This window comes from Halomonas sp. HK25, assembly GCF_047795635.1.
Classification (GTDB): domain Bacteria; phylum Pseudomonadota; class Gammaproteobacteria; order Pseudomonadales; family Halomonadaceae; genus Halomonas.
The window spans coordinates 584327-599280 of sequence record NZ_CP181044.1; the positions used below are offsets into that span (position 1 = coordinate 584327).

Below are 14954 nucleotides of genomic sequence, written 5' to 3' on the forward strand. Positions count from 1 at the left end.
GTGGACCTCGGCGCTTGAATGCTCATGGCTTACAGGGTGATGACACGCTGATCGGGGGTGTCGGCATACAGGGCCTCTACCAGCTCCGCCCGGCGGGTCAGCACCTGACGCTGGTTGATGTAGGCCTTGTCGGTGATCTCGCCGGCCTCCAGCGACGGTGGTTCTTCGAGCAGCATGGCGCGGGTCGGGTAGGTGGAGCTGCCGCCTTTCGCTTTCAGCGTGTGCATGGCCCGGCGAACGTGATCGACGAGGGTCGGGTGAGCGATGAGCTCGGCGACCGGTGCGTCATCGGGAAGATCGGGGCAGAGGCGTCTGCACTCGCCGATGTTGGGGAAGATGAGAAAGCCGATCTCGTCACGGTCGTGGCCGGCCACCACGATATCGAGGCCCGCCGGGTTGAGGGCTTCCAGGCCCGCCATGCGCAGTGAACCCACATGCACCCAGGTGCCGGTCAGCAGCTTGAAGTCCTCCCCGACGCGGCCGTCGAAGAGCAGCCCCAGCTCGGGACGCTCGGGGTCCACGAACTCCATGGCATCGCCGATCATGTAGAAGCCTTCGTCATCGAAGGCCTGCTCCGTCAGCTCCGGTTGCTTCCAGTAGCCCTGGAAGAGGTTGGGACCCTTGACGCGCACCTCCAGCTTGTCGGCGCTGGGCACCAGCTTCAGGGTGGTCCCGGGAATCGGCACGCCGATCACCCCGGAGCGCACCGCCGGGAAGTGGCAGTCGGTGCAGATGGGGGCGGTCTCGGTGGAGCCCCAGGAAGAGGAGATCATGATGTCATGACCCGTGGTCTCCCGGGCCATCTCCTCGAGTGCCTGCCAAAGATGGTTGGGCAGGGCGGCGGCTGCATAGAAGATGACCTTCAACCGAGCGAAGAAGGCCTGGCGAAGCGCCTCGTCCTTGCGCAGCAGAGGCACCAGCATGTCGTAGGCGCGTGGCACGCTGAAGTAGAGCGTCGGTGAGACCTCCTTGAGATTGCGTGCGGTCTTCTCGATCAGGGCCGGCGTCGGCTTGCCGTCATCCAGATAGAAGGCGCCACCCCAGCGCAGGATGATGTTGAAGTTGTGATTGCCGCCGAAGGTGTGACTCCAGGGCAGCCAGTCCAGCAGCACGGGGGGCTCCTTGGTGAGCATGGGCCACACCAGCTCCTTGGCCTTCTGGTTGGAACACAGCATGCGCTGGGTGTTGGGGACGGCCTTGGGCGTATTGACCGACCCGGAGGTGAACAGGAACTTGGCGATGGTGTCGGGCGTAAGCGCCTCGAAGGCGGCCATGACGGCGGCCTCGTCGCTGGATGCCTCGAGCTCGGCAAACGGGGTGGCGCCCTCGGTGTCGGCGCTGCGCCCGCCGGCGACCACCATGCCGTCGTGATCCTCGGCGATATTGTTCAGTGCGGGCCGGTAGGCCTCGATGGGGTCGGCGTAGACCACCCCAGGCTGCAGCAACTGGATCTGGCTCTTGAGCTTGACGTGATCCTTGGACATCAGCGAGCCACCCGGTGAGACCGAGCAGGGGGGTACGCCGATGTGCATGGCGGCCGTCATCAGCAGGGCGTGCTCGATGCTGTTCTCAGAGAGGATCACCAGCGGCCGCTCGGGGGAGAGGTTCTGCCCGAGCAGCCAGGTCGCGATGGCGATCACCCGGCGGCGCCCCTCACCGTAGGTCAACTGACGCCAGTTGCCCTGGTCGTCGCGCTCTGCGAGCCAGAGGCGCTCCGGGGCCTCCCGCGCCCAGTGCTCCAGCCACTCGCCGCTGCACCGGTCATAGTCGCCGAGGGGAACCTCGGAGCTCATCAGCTGGCTGCCGTCATCCCGGCGCTCCAGGCGAATCTGCGGATCCATGAAGTCAGGCACTTGTTCTTGGTAGCACTTGGAGGCTGACATGTCGGCACCTTGCTGTCTGTTATCGGGGGCGGGCTTTATGTTGTTCGAAAATACTGTTGTATTGATAAACAATGTGGAGGTTACAACAGCTTCTTCAGCGGGTCATCCAGAAGTCCCTACACCTTTGGTCGAGGAGAGGGAGAAAAGATGCGACGGCGTTCTGATGAAGTGGACGCTGTTGGGGCGGAAACGTCGCTTCAAATCTTCGAAAAGTCCAATAGGTGTCGGGTTTCGTCCAGGAGGATGCTCAAGGCTCTGGTCTCGGTGAGCCGGGGTGCACGAAGTGGCAATTAATCATAGACCAATGTCCATTGCTCAGGCCCCTGGGGCTGGGGTAGTTTGGCAATTCTCCGAACTCGCATTCGGATGCCGAACTTTCGATAAGTCCATGACCACGCATCGCCGGAGGCTCCCCATGAACCGCACCCTGACACGCTGCCTGCTCGCCGCTTCCATCGCCGGTCTCACCGCCGCCTCCGCTGCCCAGGCCTCCACCACGCTGCGCATGTCTCACTTCTGGCCCGACGGTTCCGGCATCAACCAGGAGATCTTCCAGGCCTGGGCCGATACCCTGGAGGAGCAGTCCGACGGTGAGCTGAGCATCGAGAACTACCCCTCCCAGACCCTGACCCGCGCCGACCAGGCCTATCAGGGGGCGGTCAACGGGATCTCGGATATCGCCATCACCGCCCAGGGCTATACTGCCGGGCGCTTCCCGCTCTCCCAGATCGTCGAGCTGCCAGGGGTCTCCGACACCGCCAGCCAGGGCGCCTGCATCCTGCAGAGCCTCTATGATGACGGCCATCTTGTCGGCGAGTACGACGACACCCGGGTGCTGTTCATGTTCACCACCGGGCCGGGCTACCTGCATACGGTGGATCACGACATCCAGTCGCCGGCCGATCTCTCAGGTCTGCGCATCCGCCGCCCCACCGCGGTGGCCGGCGAGATGCTCGAGCGCCTCGGCGCCCAGCCGGTAGGCATGCCGGCCCCGGACATCTACACCTCCCTGCAGCGCGGCGTGATCGATGGCCTGAGCTTCCCCTGGGAGGGCATGAAGGTGTTCCGCCTCAACGAGCTGGCCAACTACCACACCCAGGTGCCGTTCTACTCGCTGATCTTCGTGGCCACCATGAACCAGCGCAGCTTCGACCGCCTGAGCCCCGAGCAGCAGGCGGTGATCGAGGCCAACAGCGGGATGCCGTGGAGCGAAGTGGCAGGCCGGGTGTTCGATGGACTGGACGAGGCCGGCAAGCAGGAGGCCGAGGAGGCGGGCCACACCGTCCGCGTGATTGACAATCCCCTCGAGCACGACGACTGGGCCGGCCCCCTCGAGGCGGGTATCGAGAACTACCTGAGCGAGCTGGAGGGGCGCGGCCTGGACAACGCCCGTGAGGTCTATGAGGCGGCCATGGCCGCACGCGATGCCTGCCCGGTCGAGCAGAGCTGAGCGGGAGCCACTGAATGCAAGCCTTGTCGTTCGTAAGCCGCCAGCTGGCACGGCTGTGCCTGCTGGTGGCAGGCCTGGCGCTGCTCGCCCTGATGGGCGTGACCATCACCGACGTGCTGCTGCGCCTGGTGTTCCGCCTCTCCGGCGGGGCGCTCAACTGGGGCGTGGTGGGCAGCGTCGAACTGGTGCGCTACCTGCTGATGTTCTCCCTGCTGGCGGCCATGGCGGCCAGCGTCGAGCGCTCCCAGGTGGTGGTGGAGGCCTTCAGCCACGGCCTCTCTCCGCTGTTCAAGGAGCGCTTGGGCGGCTTCTTCCTGGTCGGCTTCGTGATCCTCGGCGTGGTGATGACCCTCGGCCTCTGGCAGGAGGCCGAGACGGCCGCCCTGCGCGGCCAGGTCACTCAGGACCTGCGGATCCCCATGGGGCCGATCTATCAGTTCGCCGCGCTGCTCTGCGCCCTGCTGGCGCTGCGCAGCCTGCTGCATGTCCTGCTGGGCACCTTCTTCGCCACCGACGGTGGGGGTGTCCACCATGAGTAGCGAGATGATCGGTGGCATCGGCCTGATCGGGCTGCTGGTACTGCTGGTGCTGCGGGTGCCGGTGGCGCTGGCCATGCTGACCGTCGGGGTGGTGGGCTTCGCCCAGGTGATTTCCTGGCCGGCGGCGCTCTCCATGGTCAAGTCGGTGCCGGTGGATGTGCTCTCCAGCTACAGCTTCAGCGCCATTCCCATGTTCATCTTCATGGGGGTGCTGGCGGCCCACTCCGGCATGGCCGGCATGCTGTTCAACTCCACCCGCATCATCTGCGGCGGCTGGAAGGGTGGCATGGCCATCGCCACCGTCGGTTCCTGCGGGGTCTTCTCGGCGATCTCCGGCTCGTCGCTGGCCACCGCCAGCACCATGACCCGGGTGGCGCTGCCCGAGATGGAGAAGCACGGCTACAAGCGCTCGCTCGCCACCGGCACCCTGGCCGCCGGCGGTACCCTGGGGATCATGATCCCGCCCAGCATCGCGCTGCTGATCTATGCGGTGATCACCGAGCAGTCGGTGGGCGACATGTTCGCCGCTGGGATCATCCCTGGCCTCATGGGGCTGGTCTTCTACGCTCTGACGGTCAGCGTGGTGATGCGCCTGTGGCCGGACCTGGCGGTGCCGGGCGAGCCCACTACCCTGGGCGAGAAGGTCCGCTCGATTTCCGGTCTGCTGCCCTTCTTTATCGTCTTCGTGATCATCATCGCCGGGATCTACCAGGGCATGTTCACGCCCACCGAGGGGGCCAGCGTCGGGGCCTTTTCCACCCTGCTCTATGCCCTCTACAAGGGCATGCGCCTGCGTGGGCTGTGGCAGAGCGTGCAGGAGGCCCTGGCACTCTCGGCGGTGGTGTTCTTCATGCTGGTGGGGGCCGAGACTCTGGGCTACTTCATCTCGGTGTCACGGATCTCATTCACCATCAGCACCTTCCTGGGCGGCCTCGATGTGCCGACCATGATGGTGCTGCTGCTGATCCTGCTGCTCTACTTCGTGCTCGGCATGTTCATGGACTCCATCGCCATGCTGGTGATCACGGTGCCGGTGGTCTTCCCGATCATCACCATGCTGGGCATCGATCCGGTGTGGTTTGGCATCCTCACCGTGCTGACCGTGGAGCTGGGGCTGGTGACGCCGCCGGTGGGCATGAACGTCTTCGTGATCAAGGCCATGGCGCCCCATGTGACCCTGGGCGAGATCTACCGGGGGGTGGCGCCCTTCATCGTCGCCGACCTGCTGCGTCTTATCCTGCTGCTCGCCTTCCCCATCCTGACCCTGTGGATGCTGTAGCCGGGAAGCCTCCGCCAAGCCGACCAAGGCCCTGCTGCTGGCAGGGCCTTCTGCCTATCTCTGGGGCACTTCCTCGGAGCTGCCGCTCACGTATCACTCTTCACGTCACGCCGGGGGCGTCTGTTTCGGCGCCTCGGTCGCATGCTGGCGCAGCCGGAAGTCCCGCGGCGAGAGGGCGGTGTTGCGCTTGAAGAAGCGGGTGAAGTAGGCGGGCTCGGAGAAGCCCAGGCTGTCGGCGATCTGGCTGATGGTCATGTTGGTGTAGGTGAGCTGGCGCTTGGCCTCCAGCAGCAGCCGTTCATGCAGCAGCTGCAGGGCGCTGCGCTCGGCCAGGCGACGGCTCAGGGTATTGAGGTGGGCACTGCTCATGCCCAGCTGGGCGGCGAACTGTTCGACGCTGGGCTGGCGGCGAAACTGGGCCTCGATCAGTGCCTGGTAATTCTCCAGATGCTGGTGGCCAAGGTCGTGATGGCGGGCCGATGCCTTGGCTCCTTGCCCGGGCACGATCAGCAGGCGCGATAGCTCCACCATCAGCGCCTGGATCAGCGCCTCCAGCAGCCGCGCGCGCCCCGGCGCCGGCTGGCGGTACTCCGCGTCGATCTGGGCCACCAGGGTGGCGATGCGGCGCTCAGACTCAGGCCCGCGAAGCCCGTGGAACCCGGCATATTGCAGTAGCGCGCCGGCACTGCTGGCCACCTCGGCCAGGTGCTCCACCAGCGGGCGTGCCAGAGTGATGATATGGCCGTCCACATCGGGAGAGAAACGGAAGCCATGAATGCTCATGCTCGGCACGACGATGACCAGCGGCCCCTCGAGCGGGTGGCGAGTGCCCTCCAGCTCCAGGTCGACGCGGCCGCGGCTGACATGCAGCAGGTGGACCAGGTCGGCATGACGGTGGGGGCGAATATGCCAGTCATGCAGGGCGCTGCGCTCCGGGATCGACTCGCAGTGAAGCAGGTCCGGGGTCGGCCAGTGGTGAGTCTCACCGTAGAGCTTGAAGACGGGGATGGGGCTGGCGGTTGTCATGGGGACTCCTGTCAGCTACGACCAAGGTCGAGTGATTCGGCGCGAATTGTCCAAGTGTTGAATTGAATCATGCCTTATAACGGCGGCTGTTTCATTGAAAAATACAAGTCACCCTGCGAACACTCGTACGCTATGCTTCGCAGCACGACCGACAACAACGGAGTTCCCCTCATGAAGACACAGGTCGCCATCATCGGTGCCGGACCCTCGGGCCTGCTGCTCGGCCAGCTGCTGAGCCGCCAGGGCATCGACAACGTCATTCTCGAACGCAAGAGCGGTGAGTACGTGCTGAGCCGCATCCGTGCCGGCGTGCTGGAACAGGGCATGGTCGACCTGCTGCGCGAGGCCGGAGTCGATGAGCGCATGGATGTCGAAGGGCTGCCCCATGACGGCTTCGAGCTGGCCTTCGACAACCGCCGGGTGCGCGTGGACCTGGCCGGCCTGACCGGCGGCAGCCAGGTGATGGTCTACGGCCAGACCGAGGTGACCCGCGACCTGATGGAGGCCCGTGAGGCGAACGGCGGCAGCACGATCTACGAGGCCGACAACGTTCAGCTCCACGACCTGGACAGCGAGGCGCCCTGGGTGACCTACGACAAGGACGGCGAGACCCATCGCCTCGACTGCGACTACGTGGCCGGCTGCGACGGCTTCCACGGGGTGTCGCGCCAGTCGATCCCGGAGGGGCGCATCAAGGAGTTCGAGAAGGTCTATCCGTTCGGCTGGCTGGGGATCCTCTCCGACACGCCGCCGGTCTCCGACGAGCTGATCTATGCCCGTCACGAGCGCGGTTTCAGCCTGTGCAGCATGCGCTCCGAGACCCGCAGCCGTTACTACATCCAGGTGTCATTGGACGAGAAGGTGGAAGACTGGTCCGACGAGCGCTTCTGGGAGGAGCTCAAGCGCCGTCTGCCCGATGAGGTGGCCGAGAAGCTGGTCACCGGCCCCTCCATCGAGAAGAGCATCGCGCCGCTGCGCAGCTTCGTGGTCGAGCCGATGCAGTACGGCCGCCTGTTCCTGGTCGGTGATGCCGCGCACATCGTACCGCCCACCGGGGCCAAGGGGCTGAATCTCGCCGCCAGTGACGTCAACACCCTCTACCGGCTGATGGCAAAGGTCTACCAGGAAGGCCGCACCGACCTGATCCCGCGCTACTCCGAGACCTGCCTCAAGCGGATCTGGAAGGCCGAGCGCTTCTCCTGGTGGATGACCTCCATGCTGCACAAGTTCTCCGAGGAGGAGGACTTCGCCACCCGCATGCAGCAGGCCGAGTTGGACTATGTGACCGGCTCCGAGGCTGGCCTGACCACCATCGCCGAGAACTATGTGGGCCTGCCCTACGAATCCCTGGAGTAGCGCTGTAGCCGCTCTGGAACCGACGGTGCACACACAGCGACGGCCACATTCGTGGCCGTCGCTGGTTCAGTTTCCCTGCCTGACAGGGCGTCGTCGCTATTGCATCATCTGCACCAGCAGCAGGGAGATGGCGGGGAAGGCGATGAGCAGCCCCAGCCGTATCAGATCCGCGCCGATGAAGGGCACCAATCCCTTGTAGATGCTGACCAGCGGGACATGGGGCAGGCTGGCCTTGATCACGAAGACGTTCATGCCGATGGGTGGCGTTATTAGCGCGATCTCCGTCACCACCACCACGATGATCCCGAACCACACCAGGTCGAATCCGCTGGCCGCCAGGGTCGGCACGAACAGCGGCACGCAGATCAGGATGATGGAGAGCGAATCCATCACGCAGCCCAGGACCAGGAATACCAGCAGGATCATCAGCAGCGTCTGGTAGGGCCCCAGGCCCATGCCCTCGATGCCCTGGCGGATGCCTTCGCCCAACCCCGAAAAGGAGATCAGGTGGGTGAAAAGCATGGCGCCGAACAGCACGGCATAGAGCATCACCGAGGTGGCGGCGGTGTCGACGAAGATGCGGCGTAGGTGCCTGATGCCGATGCGCCGCTGCAGCAGGGCAATGATCAGTGCGAAACCGGCCCCCATGCCACCTGCCTCGGTGGGTGTGAAGAGCCCCACATAGATCCCGCCGATGACCATCACGAAGAGCAGGCCAAAGGGCCAGACGCCTCGCAGCGAGGCCACCTTCTCCTTGAAGGGCACGGCTTCGCCCCGGGGCGCGCTGTCGGGCCGCCAGCGGGCCACCAGCCAGACCACGACCAGGTAGAGGCCCAGTCCAAGCAGGCCCGGCAGTACGCCGGCAATGAACAGGTGTCCGATATTAGTCTGGGTGAGAATGCCGTAGATGATCAGGATGATGGAGGGCGGGATCAGGATACCCAGGGAGCCACCCGCAGCGATGGTCGCCGAGGCGAAGGAGTCCGAGTAGCCATAGCGCTTCATGCTCGGGTAGGCCACCTTTGACATGGTGGCGGCCGTTGCCAGGCTGGAGCCGGAGACGGCGCTAAAGCCGGCGCAGGTCATCATGGTGGAGAGCGCCAGGCCACCGCGGATCGACCCCAGGAAGGCATAGGCGGCGCGGAACAGGTCGTCGGCGATGCCGGAACGGGCCAGGACGTTCCCCATCAGCACGAACATCGGCACCACGGCCATCTCGTAGGAGAACACCGCCTGGGTGATGGTCAGCGAGACCATGGAGCGTGCCACGTCCCAGCTGACCATGAAGGTGAGCCCGCCGATCGAGACGGCCATCAGCGCAAAGGCCAGTGGTACCCGCAGGAAGGCAAGCAGCAGCACGCTGAGCAGGGAAACGATGCCGATCATCATAGCGGATTCCCTTCCTGATCGTGCACGGAGGCCGTGGCGTTGAAGAGGGAGGCGGGCAGCAGTGAGGCCAGTCCAGCCAGAAAGGCGGTAAAGGACATGAAGGCGTACATGTAGCTGCGCGGTATATAGAGCGCCTGACTCGCTTCCTGGATCAGCACGGCCTGCCGTGCGGCCAGCAGGTACTGCCAGGCAATCAGGAAGAGGATGGCTGCCACGCCGACCGAGACCAGCGTATGCCACCAGCGTAGGCTGGGCGAGGAGAGCCAGCGGTCGAACAGATCGACGACCAGGTGGCCACGGTCAGCGGTGACCAGCGGCAAACCACAGAAGATGATGATCACCATCAGATGCTCGGTGATGTCGTGGGCGCCATAGATGGGGGTGCCGAATAGCCGGCGCCCCAGCACGTCGCAGAAGGTGAGAGCCACGATGGCAAGCAGTGCCGTGAGCAGCACTGCCTCCACCCCCAGTCTCACGCGGTTGAGCGTGTGTCGCATGGGTATCTCCTGCCCCGCAGGGGCTGGCCGGGTTATTCGCTATCCAGTGCCTGGTAGCGGCTCTCGTAGAAGTCGACGATCGCCATGGGGTCGTCATAGCCCATCTCACCCATGTCCTCCACCCAGGCGGCCAGCATCGCCTCGCGTACCTCTCGGGTCCTCTCGAGCATCGCCGCCGAGGGCTCGTGGAACTGGTTGCCCTGCTCCTTCAGCGCCTCTTCCGCGGCCTGGTTCTGGGCGTGGAAGCGCTCGCCCCAGAGGCGCGAGAGATGCTCCCCGGAGACGCTCATGATGGCCTCCTGATCCGCCTCGGAGAGGGAGTTCCACTTGCGCTCATTCATGCCGATGAAGAAGCTGGCATCGTAGAACCCGCCCGGGAACACCGTGTGGTGCTCCAGCTGGCTCTCCAGCCGGAAAGCGATGACCGACTCCAGCGGATGCAGCGAGCCATCGACGACCCCGCTTTCGAGAAGTTCGTAGCCGCGGGTAGCAGGCGCTGCCACGGGGACCGCACCGAAGGCCTCCAGCAGCTCGCGCTGGATGGGGCCGCCCATGCGCAGCTTCTGATTGCGCAGGTCCCCGGGCTCTACCATCGGCTCGCTGCCGTGGTGCAGGGCGCCGCCGCCCAGCAGGCCGACGCCCAGCAGCTTGACCCCGTCATAGGCGGCATCGTCGCTCAGGTGCTCTGCGATGGTTTCCCACAGGGCGACGGACGAGGCGACCGCGTTGGAACCGGTCAGTGGCATCTCGGCAAACCACAGTGACTTGAAGCGCATGGGCTCGTAGGTGAAGTTGCTCCAGGTGATATCCGCCACGCCCATTCGCGCCAGTTCCCAGTGCTGCTCGGGGGCGCCGACGGCGCTCGGCAGCATCCTGATCTGGACGCGTCCTTCGGTGGCCTCGGTGACCTCCTCTGCCCAGGCACCGAGAATGTCCGTACTGATGAAGTGGTTGGGCGGCACCCAGTTGGAGAGGTTCAGGGTGGTCTGGGCGTGGCTGGCGCCGCTGCCCAGGGTGAGGGCGATACCGATGGCCAGAGAGGTTTTCTTCAGGTGGGTCATGGGGAATCTCCAGTCTTGTTGTTGTCCCGATTCGTTGTTGTCCCGATTCGGGTACGGGGGGGCAGCGATAGCCTGTCGCCATGGGGCTCAGGCAGGCTGGGAAGCCTCAGAGAAGAAGCGTGATACCAGGCCCACCCAGAAGGCGGCGGCCGGCGTCAGGCACTCGTCGTTGAAGTCGTAATGGGGGTTATGCACGCTGCAGGGCCCGAGGTGGGCGCCCTGGTCATAGCCGTTGTCGCCGTTGCCGACCATCAGGTAGCAGCCTGGGATATGCTCGAGGAAGAAGGCGCAATCCTCGCTGGCGGTCAGCGGGGCGGCGGGCGCCTCGACCCGCTCATCGCCGAACAGCTCGCGGGCGGTCTCCACGGCCAGCTGAGTCTCCTCGGGTGCGTTGATCAGCACCGGATAGCCACGCTCGTAGGCCACGTCACAGCGGCAGTCGAAGGCCTCGGCCTGGGACTGGGCGATCGTGCGAATGCGTCGCTCAAGGGTGTTGCGCACCTCGGGGTCCAGCGTCCTGACGCTCAGTTCGAGCTCGGCGGTCTCGGGGATGATGTTGTAGGAGTTGCCCGCTTGCAGCCGGCCCACGCTGATCACCGAGGCGAGGTTGGGGTCCACGTTACGCCCCACGATGCTCTGCAGGGCCATCACGGTGGCGGCAGCCGGCAGGGTCGGGTCCACGGCCAGCTGCGGCATGGCGCCATGTCCGCTCTTGCCGGTATATGTGATCGTGACCTTGTCCGAGGAGGCCAGAAAGGCGCCCTCGCGGAAATAGAAGTGGCCGGTGGGCTTGCCGGGGTAGTTGTGCAGAGCGAAGAGGGCGTCGCAGGGAAAGCGCTCGAAGAGGCCTTCCTCGATCATGCGCCGGGCGCCACCGCCGCCGCCCAGCTCCTCGGCGGGCTGGAAGATCAGGGTCAGGGTGCCACTGCCCGGCAGGCCTTTATCGCGATGCAGGCGGGCCAGGGCCTCGGCGGCGCCCAGCAGGATGGCGGTATGGCCGTCGTGGCCGCAGGCATGCATCTTGCCCGCCACCTGGCTGGCCCAGGGCAGGCCGGTCTGCTCCTGAATGGGCAAGGCATCCATGTCGGCGCGCAGCCCGAGACGAGGACCTGTGCCATCGCCCCAGCGCAGTACGCCGACCACGCCGGTTTCGGCGATGCCGGCATGGACCTCGTAGCCCCACGCGTCGAGCCGTTCCGCCACCAGGCGACTGGTAGCGACCTCTTCAAAGCCGAGTTCCGGGTGTTGATGAATCTGGTGTCGCCAGGCCTTCATGTTGCCGAGATCTGGCGGGGTCTTCAGGGGAGCCGTCATGGTAAGCACCGTCTAGTTTGGATTTATTATGGTTGAAATCGATGCTGACAGTGGTCGGGGGCAACGTAAAGACGACATAATCTGCTTGGTGACAACCTGAGGTGTTCACTTAAGCCATGAAGGATCATCAACTCAAGGCCCTGGTGCAGGTGGCCGAGCAGGGCTCCATACGAGGGGCTGCCAGGGCGTTGCACCTGAGCCAGAGCGCCTTGACCAAGGCGCTGCGGGAGCTGGAGGCCGATCTTGGGGCCGAACTGCTGGTGCGCAGCTACAAGGGTGTGGAGTTCACGCCGGCCGGCCAGGCGTTGCTGATGCGAGCCCGTCTGGCGCTGTCGACCCTGGACAAGGCCAGAGACGAGATACGCTGGCTTCGGGGCGGCGCCGGCATTCAGGTCACGGCCGGCGTGACGCCGGCGATTGCCGCCACGGCGCTCCCCCGTGTGCTGAACGAGTTCGAACGCGAGCAGCCGGATGCCAGCCTGACTCTGGTCGAAGGGATGTTGACCAACGTGCTGCCCGGGCTGATGGAAGGGCGGATCGATTTTGCCATCGCCGCCGCAGAGCCCGAAGGGCTGCCCTACGAAATCGCCTTCGAACCCCTGGCGAGGATTCGGGCCGAACCCGCCGCACGGCAGGGCCACCCCCTGTTGACGGCGAGCAGCTGGTCACAGATGGCCGAGGCACGCTGGGTGTTGAATCTGGCCTCCGGCAGTCTGGCACAGCAGCTGGTAGCCTGGCTGGGGCAGCAGAACATCACCCTGCTTCGCCAGCCGGTCCGGTGTGATTCGCCGACGCTGATGACGGAGTTGATGCGACGCACTGACCTGATCGGCTTCGGCCCTCGCATCCTTTTCCAGGACTCCATGTTTGGCCAAGGGCTGGCCCGTTTCGACGCCCTGCCCACCTTTCCGCTCATTACCCTCGGCTTGCTCAAGCTCAAGGGCGTCCCCCTGCACCCGGGCGCCCAGCGGTTGGCGACACTTTTCATGCGCCACATCGCTGCGCTGTCGCATCAGGGATAGCGCCCGCGGCGGCGGTTCTCCACCAGCACCTTGAGGATAGCGTTGGCCTCTCGCATGGTAGGTGAGGGGGCCTCGCCGCGGCGTCGGCTGCACAGGACCGGCGATGTCAGGGTCTTGTCGGCGAGGTAGACGAAGCTGACACCGTCGCGGCGCACGCGCTTGACCTGCTCCGGCACCAGGCTGATGCCGATCTCCGAGGCCACAAGGCCTAGTGCCGTCTGCAGCTCGTTGGCCTCCTGAACCACCTCCACCTTCAGTCCCTGGCGGCGGAACATGCCCAGCATGATATCGGCCATGCTGGGGCGGGGCTTGGCAGGGAAGAGGATCAGCGGGTAGCGGGCCAGTTCCTCAAGGGTCGGCGTGGTGCCCTCCAGGGGGTGGCCACAGGGCACGGCAGCCATGATCGGCTCCTCGAACAGCACCTCTTGCTCCACTTCCGAGTCGTCGATTCTCATGCGGCCGAAGCCCAGGTCGATGCGGCCGGCCTTGAGAGCCTGGACCTGCTGCACCGTGGTCAGCTCGGTCAGGGTCAGTTCGACATTATCCTTTTGTCGCAAATCGCGTACCAGCAGCGGCAGCTGCCCGTAGAACACCGACGGTACGAAGCCGATGGCGAACAGCGCGCGCTTGCTGCGGGCCATGCGGCGCGTGGCCTCCAGGGTGGCGTCTACCTTCTCGAGGATCTGTAGGGCATGCTGCTGGAAGAACAGCCCCGTGGGGGTGAGGCGCAGGCCGCGGGAGCTTCTCTCGAAGAGTTCGGCCCCCACCTCTTGTTCCAACTGCTTGATTTGCCGAGATAGAGGCGGCTGAGACATGTGCAACCGCTCGGCCGCACAGGTGAGATTGAGCTCCTCCGCAACCACGCAGAAGTACCTGAGATGACGCAGCTCCATGATACCTCCTGGGTATGGAAGGGCACCCAAACAATATTGGTTCGATCTTCCCGCTGCAATCAGACTGCCATGCAATCACCACATTCCGCCCGCACCGGGAGCCGCCATGACCGCCACTATCCAGTCCATCGAGACACTGCTGGTCGACCTGCCGACCATCCGCCCCCACAAGCTCTCCATGACCACCATGGCTTGCCAGACCATGGTCATCGTGCGCATGCGCCACAGCGACGGCATCGAGGGCCTGGGGGAGGGCACCACCATCGGCGGCCTGGCCTACGGCCCCGAGAGCCCCGAAAGCATCAAGTGCAACATCGACGCCTACCTGGCCCCGCTGCTGATCGGCCAGCCCTCCGGCAACGTCAATGCCCTGCGCGCCCTGCTCAACCGCCATGCCCGCGGCAACATGATCGCCAAGTCGGCGCTGGAGACCGCGCTGCTCGACGCCCAGGGCAAGCGCCTGGGCCTCAGCGTGGCCGAGCTGCTGGGCGGCGCCCGCCAGACCCACCTGCCGGTGCTCTGGACCCTGGCCAGCGGCGACACCGACAAGGACATCGAGGAGGCGCTGCTGCGCCTGGACGAGCGTCGCCACTGTGATTTCAAGCTGAAGATCGGCGCCAACCCGGTGAAGCACGACGTGCGCCATGTGGCCGCCGTCAAGGAGGCCCTGGGCGATCGCGCCAGCGTGCGCGTCGACGTCAACCAGGCCTGGGACGAGTCCACCGCCGTTTACGGCATCCAGGCCCTGCAGGACGCCGGCATCGAACTGATCGAGCAGGCGATTCCGGCCCGCGAGCATGCCGGCCTGATCCGCCTGGCCAACCGCTTCAACGTGCCGATGCTGGCCGACGAGGCGGTGCAGGATGCGCGCGATGGCCTCGACCTGGTGCGCGGCGGCTTCAGCGGCGCCTTCGCCCTCAAGATCGCCAAGTCCGGCGGCCTGCAGGGCGTTCTGGAACTGGCCCACGTGGCCCAGGCCGCGGGCGTTGGCCTCTACGGCGGCACCCTGCTGGAGGGCACCATCGGCACTGCCGCCTCCCTGCACGCCTGGGCGACCCTGCCCGAGATGGCCTGGGGCACCGAGATGTTCGGCCCGCTACTGCTCAAGGACGACATCGTCGTCGAGCCGCTCAACTACACTGAGTTTGGCGTCGACTTGCCGGCCGGCCCAGGGCTGGGCATTACCCTGGATGAAGACAAGCTTGTGCACTACTCGCGCAAGAGCTGAGTCGCGCAAGAACTGAG

13 protein-coding genes are annotated in these 14954 nt (G+C 65.3%); 6 read left to right on the forward strand and 7 right to left on the reverse strand.

Annotated elements, in window-relative coordinates:
• Positions 1 to 29: 29 nt before the first annotated feature.
• Positions 30 to 1883 carry a feruloyl-CoA synthase gene (locus ACM26W_RS02860; RefSeq protein ID WP_416139368.1) on the reverse strand — a complete coding sequence of 618 codons (1854 nt, stop codon included), beginning with the start codon at positions 1881 to 1883 and terminating at the stop codon, positions 30 to 32.
• Between the two features lie 415 nt (positions 1884 to 2298).
• Between ACM26W_RS02860 and ACM26W_RS02865 the strand changes: the two genes are divergently transcribed.
• From ACM26W_RS02865 to ACM26W_RS02875, 3 genes are read left to right on the forward strand one after another with little or no spacing between them, the layout of a single operon-like run.
• On the forward strand, positions 2299 to 3333 hold the full coding sequence (locus ACM26W_RS02865; protein ID WP_416139369.1) for a TRAP transporter substrate-binding protein: 1035 nt from the start codon (positions 2299 to 2301) through the stop codon (positions 3331 to 3333).
• Positions 3334 to 3347: 14 nt separating this feature from the next.
• Positions 3348 to 3872, forward strand: coding sequence for a TRAP transporter small permease (locus ACM26W_RS02870; protein ID WP_416139370.1), 525 nt, complete (start codon positions 3348 to 3350; stop codon positions 3870 to 3872).
• Positions 3865 to 5151 (forward strand): TRAP transporter large permease, encoded by a 1287-nt coding sequence (locus ACM26W_RS02875; protein WP_416139371.1) that lies wholly within the window; start codon positions 3865 to 3867, stop codon positions 5149 to 5151. Before ACM26W_RS02870 ends, ACM26W_RS02875 begins: the two co-directional genes overlap by 8 nt.
• A gap of 105 nt (positions 5152 to 5256) precedes the next feature.
• Here the strand turns inward: ACM26W_RS02875 and ACM26W_RS02880 are convergent, their stop codons facing one another.
• Positions 5257 to 6177, reverse strand: coding sequence for a helix-turn-helix domain-containing protein (locus ACM26W_RS02880; RefSeq protein ID WP_416139372.1), 921 nt, complete (start codon positions 6175 to 6177; stop codon positions 5257 to 5259).
• A 171-nt stretch (positions 6178 to 6348) separates the two neighbouring features.
• Between ACM26W_RS02880 and pobA the strand changes: the two genes are divergently transcribed.
• Positions 6349 to 7533 (forward strand): 4-hydroxybenzoate 3-monooxygenase, encoded by a 1185-nt coding sequence (gene pobA, locus ACM26W_RS02885; protein WP_416139373.1) that lies wholly within the window; start codon positions 6349 to 6351, stop codon positions 7531 to 7533.
• A 96-nt stretch (positions 7534 to 7629) separates the two neighbouring features.
• Here pobA and ACM26W_RS02890 read toward each other — a convergent pair whose 3' ends face one another.
• The 4 genes from ACM26W_RS02890 to ACM26W_RS02905 form a co-directional block, all read right to left on the reverse strand.
• The gene (locus ACM26W_RS02890) at positions 7630 to 8922 is read right to left on the reverse strand and encodes a TRAP transporter large permease (RefSeq protein ID WP_416139374.1); all 1293 of its coding nucleotides are present in this window, start codon (positions 8920 to 8922) and stop codon (positions 7630 to 7632) included.
• On the reverse strand, positions 8919 to 9419 hold the full coding sequence (locus ACM26W_RS02895; protein ID WP_416139375.1) for a TRAP transporter small permease: 501 nt from the start codon (positions 9417 to 9419) through the stop codon (positions 8919 to 8921). The genes ACM26W_RS02890 and ACM26W_RS02895 overlap by 4 nt, the downstream gene beginning before the upstream one ends.
• 32 nt (positions 9420 to 9451) lie before the next feature.
• Positions 9452 to 10480 carry a TRAP transporter substrate-binding protein gene (locus ACM26W_RS02900; RefSeq protein ID WP_416139376.1) on the reverse strand — a complete coding sequence of 343 codons (1029 nt, stop codon included), beginning with the start codon at positions 10478 to 10480 and terminating at the stop codon, positions 9452 to 9454.
• An 87-nt stretch (positions 10481 to 10567) separates the two neighbouring features.
• Entirely contained in the window at positions 10568 to 11794 is a 1227-nt protein-coding gene (locus ACM26W_RS02905) for a M20 aminoacylase family protein (RefSeq protein ID WP_416139377.1), read from the reverse strand.
• 116 nt (positions 11795 to 11910) lie between these two features.
• Between ACM26W_RS02905 and ACM26W_RS02910 the strand changes: the two genes are divergently transcribed.
• Positions 11911 to 12816 (forward strand): LysR substrate-binding domain-containing protein, encoded by a 906-nt coding sequence (locus tag ACM26W_RS02910; RefSeq protein WP_416139378.1) that lies wholly within the window; start codon positions 11911 to 11913, stop codon positions 12814 to 12816.
• Here ACM26W_RS02910 and ACM26W_RS02915 read toward each other — a convergent pair.
• Positions 12807 to 13709: a LysR family transcriptional regulator gene (locus ACM26W_RS02915; protein WP_416139379.1), complete on the reverse strand. Its 903-nt coding sequence runs from the start codon at positions 13707 to 13709 to the stop codon at positions 12807 to 12809. The two genes, ACM26W_RS02910 and ACM26W_RS02915, sit on opposite strands and share 10 nt — an antisense overlap.
• A 106-nt stretch (positions 13710 to 13815) precedes the next feature.
• Between ACM26W_RS02915 and ACM26W_RS02920 the strand changes: the two genes are divergently transcribed.
• The gene (locus tag ACM26W_RS02920) at positions 13816 to 14937 is read left to right on the forward strand and encodes a muconate/chloromuconate family cycloisomerase (protein ID WP_416139380.1); all 1122 of its coding nucleotides are present in this window, start codon (positions 13816 to 13818) and stop codon (positions 14935 to 14937) included.
• Positions 14938 to 14954 lie beyond the last annotated feature (17 nt).

Coding starts and splice junctions, on each gene's coding strand:
- ACM26W_RS02860 (WP_416139368.1), bottom strand. CDS start 1,883: ATGTCAGCCTCCAAGTGCTACCAAGAACAAGTGCCTGACTTCATGGAT.
- ACM26W_RS02865 (WP_416139369.1), top strand. CDS start 2,299: ATGAACCGCACCCTGACACGCTGCCTGCTCGCCGCTTCCATCGCCGGT.
- ACM26W_RS02870 (WP_416139370.1), top strand. CDS start 3,348: ATGCAAGCCTTGTCGTTCGTAAGCCGCCAGCTGGCACGGCTGTGCCTG.
- ACM26W_RS02875 (WP_416139371.1), top strand. CDS start 3,865: ATGAGTAGCGAGATGATCGGTGGCATCGGCCTGATCGGGCTGCTGGTA.
- ACM26W_RS02880 (WP_416139372.1), bottom strand. CDS start 6,177: ATGACAACCGCCAGCCCCATCCCCGTCTTCAAGCTCTACGGTGAGACT.
- pobA (WP_416139373.1), top strand. CDS start 6,349: ATGAAGACACAGGTCGCCATCATCGGTGCCGGACCCTCGGGCCTGCTG.
- ACM26W_RS02890 (WP_416139374.1), bottom strand. CDS start 8,922: ATGATGATCGGCATCGTTTCCCTGCTCAGCGTGCTGCTGCTTGCCTTC.
- ACM26W_RS02895 (WP_416139375.1), bottom strand. CDS start 9,419: ATGCGACACACGCTCAACCGCGTGAGACTGGGGGTGGAGGCAGTGCTG.
- ACM26W_RS02900 (WP_416139376.1), bottom strand. CDS start 10,480: ATGACCCACCTGAAGAAAACCTCTCTGGCCATCGGTATCGCCCTCACC.
- ACM26W_RS02905 (WP_416139377.1), bottom strand. CDS start 11,794: ATGACGGCTCCCCTGAAGACCCCGCCAGATCTCGGCAACATGAAGGCC.
- ACM26W_RS02910 (WP_416139378.1), top strand. CDS start 11,911: ATGAAGGATCATCAACTCAAGGCCCTGGTGCAGGTGGCCGAGCAGGGC.
- ACM26W_RS02915 (WP_416139379.1), bottom strand. CDS start 13,709: ATGGAGCTGCGTCATCTCAGGTACTTCTGCGTGGTTGCGGAGGAGCTC.
- ACM26W_RS02920 (WP_416139380.1), top strand. CDS start 13,816: ATGACCGCCACTATCCAGTCCATCGAGACACTGCTGGTCGACCTGCCG.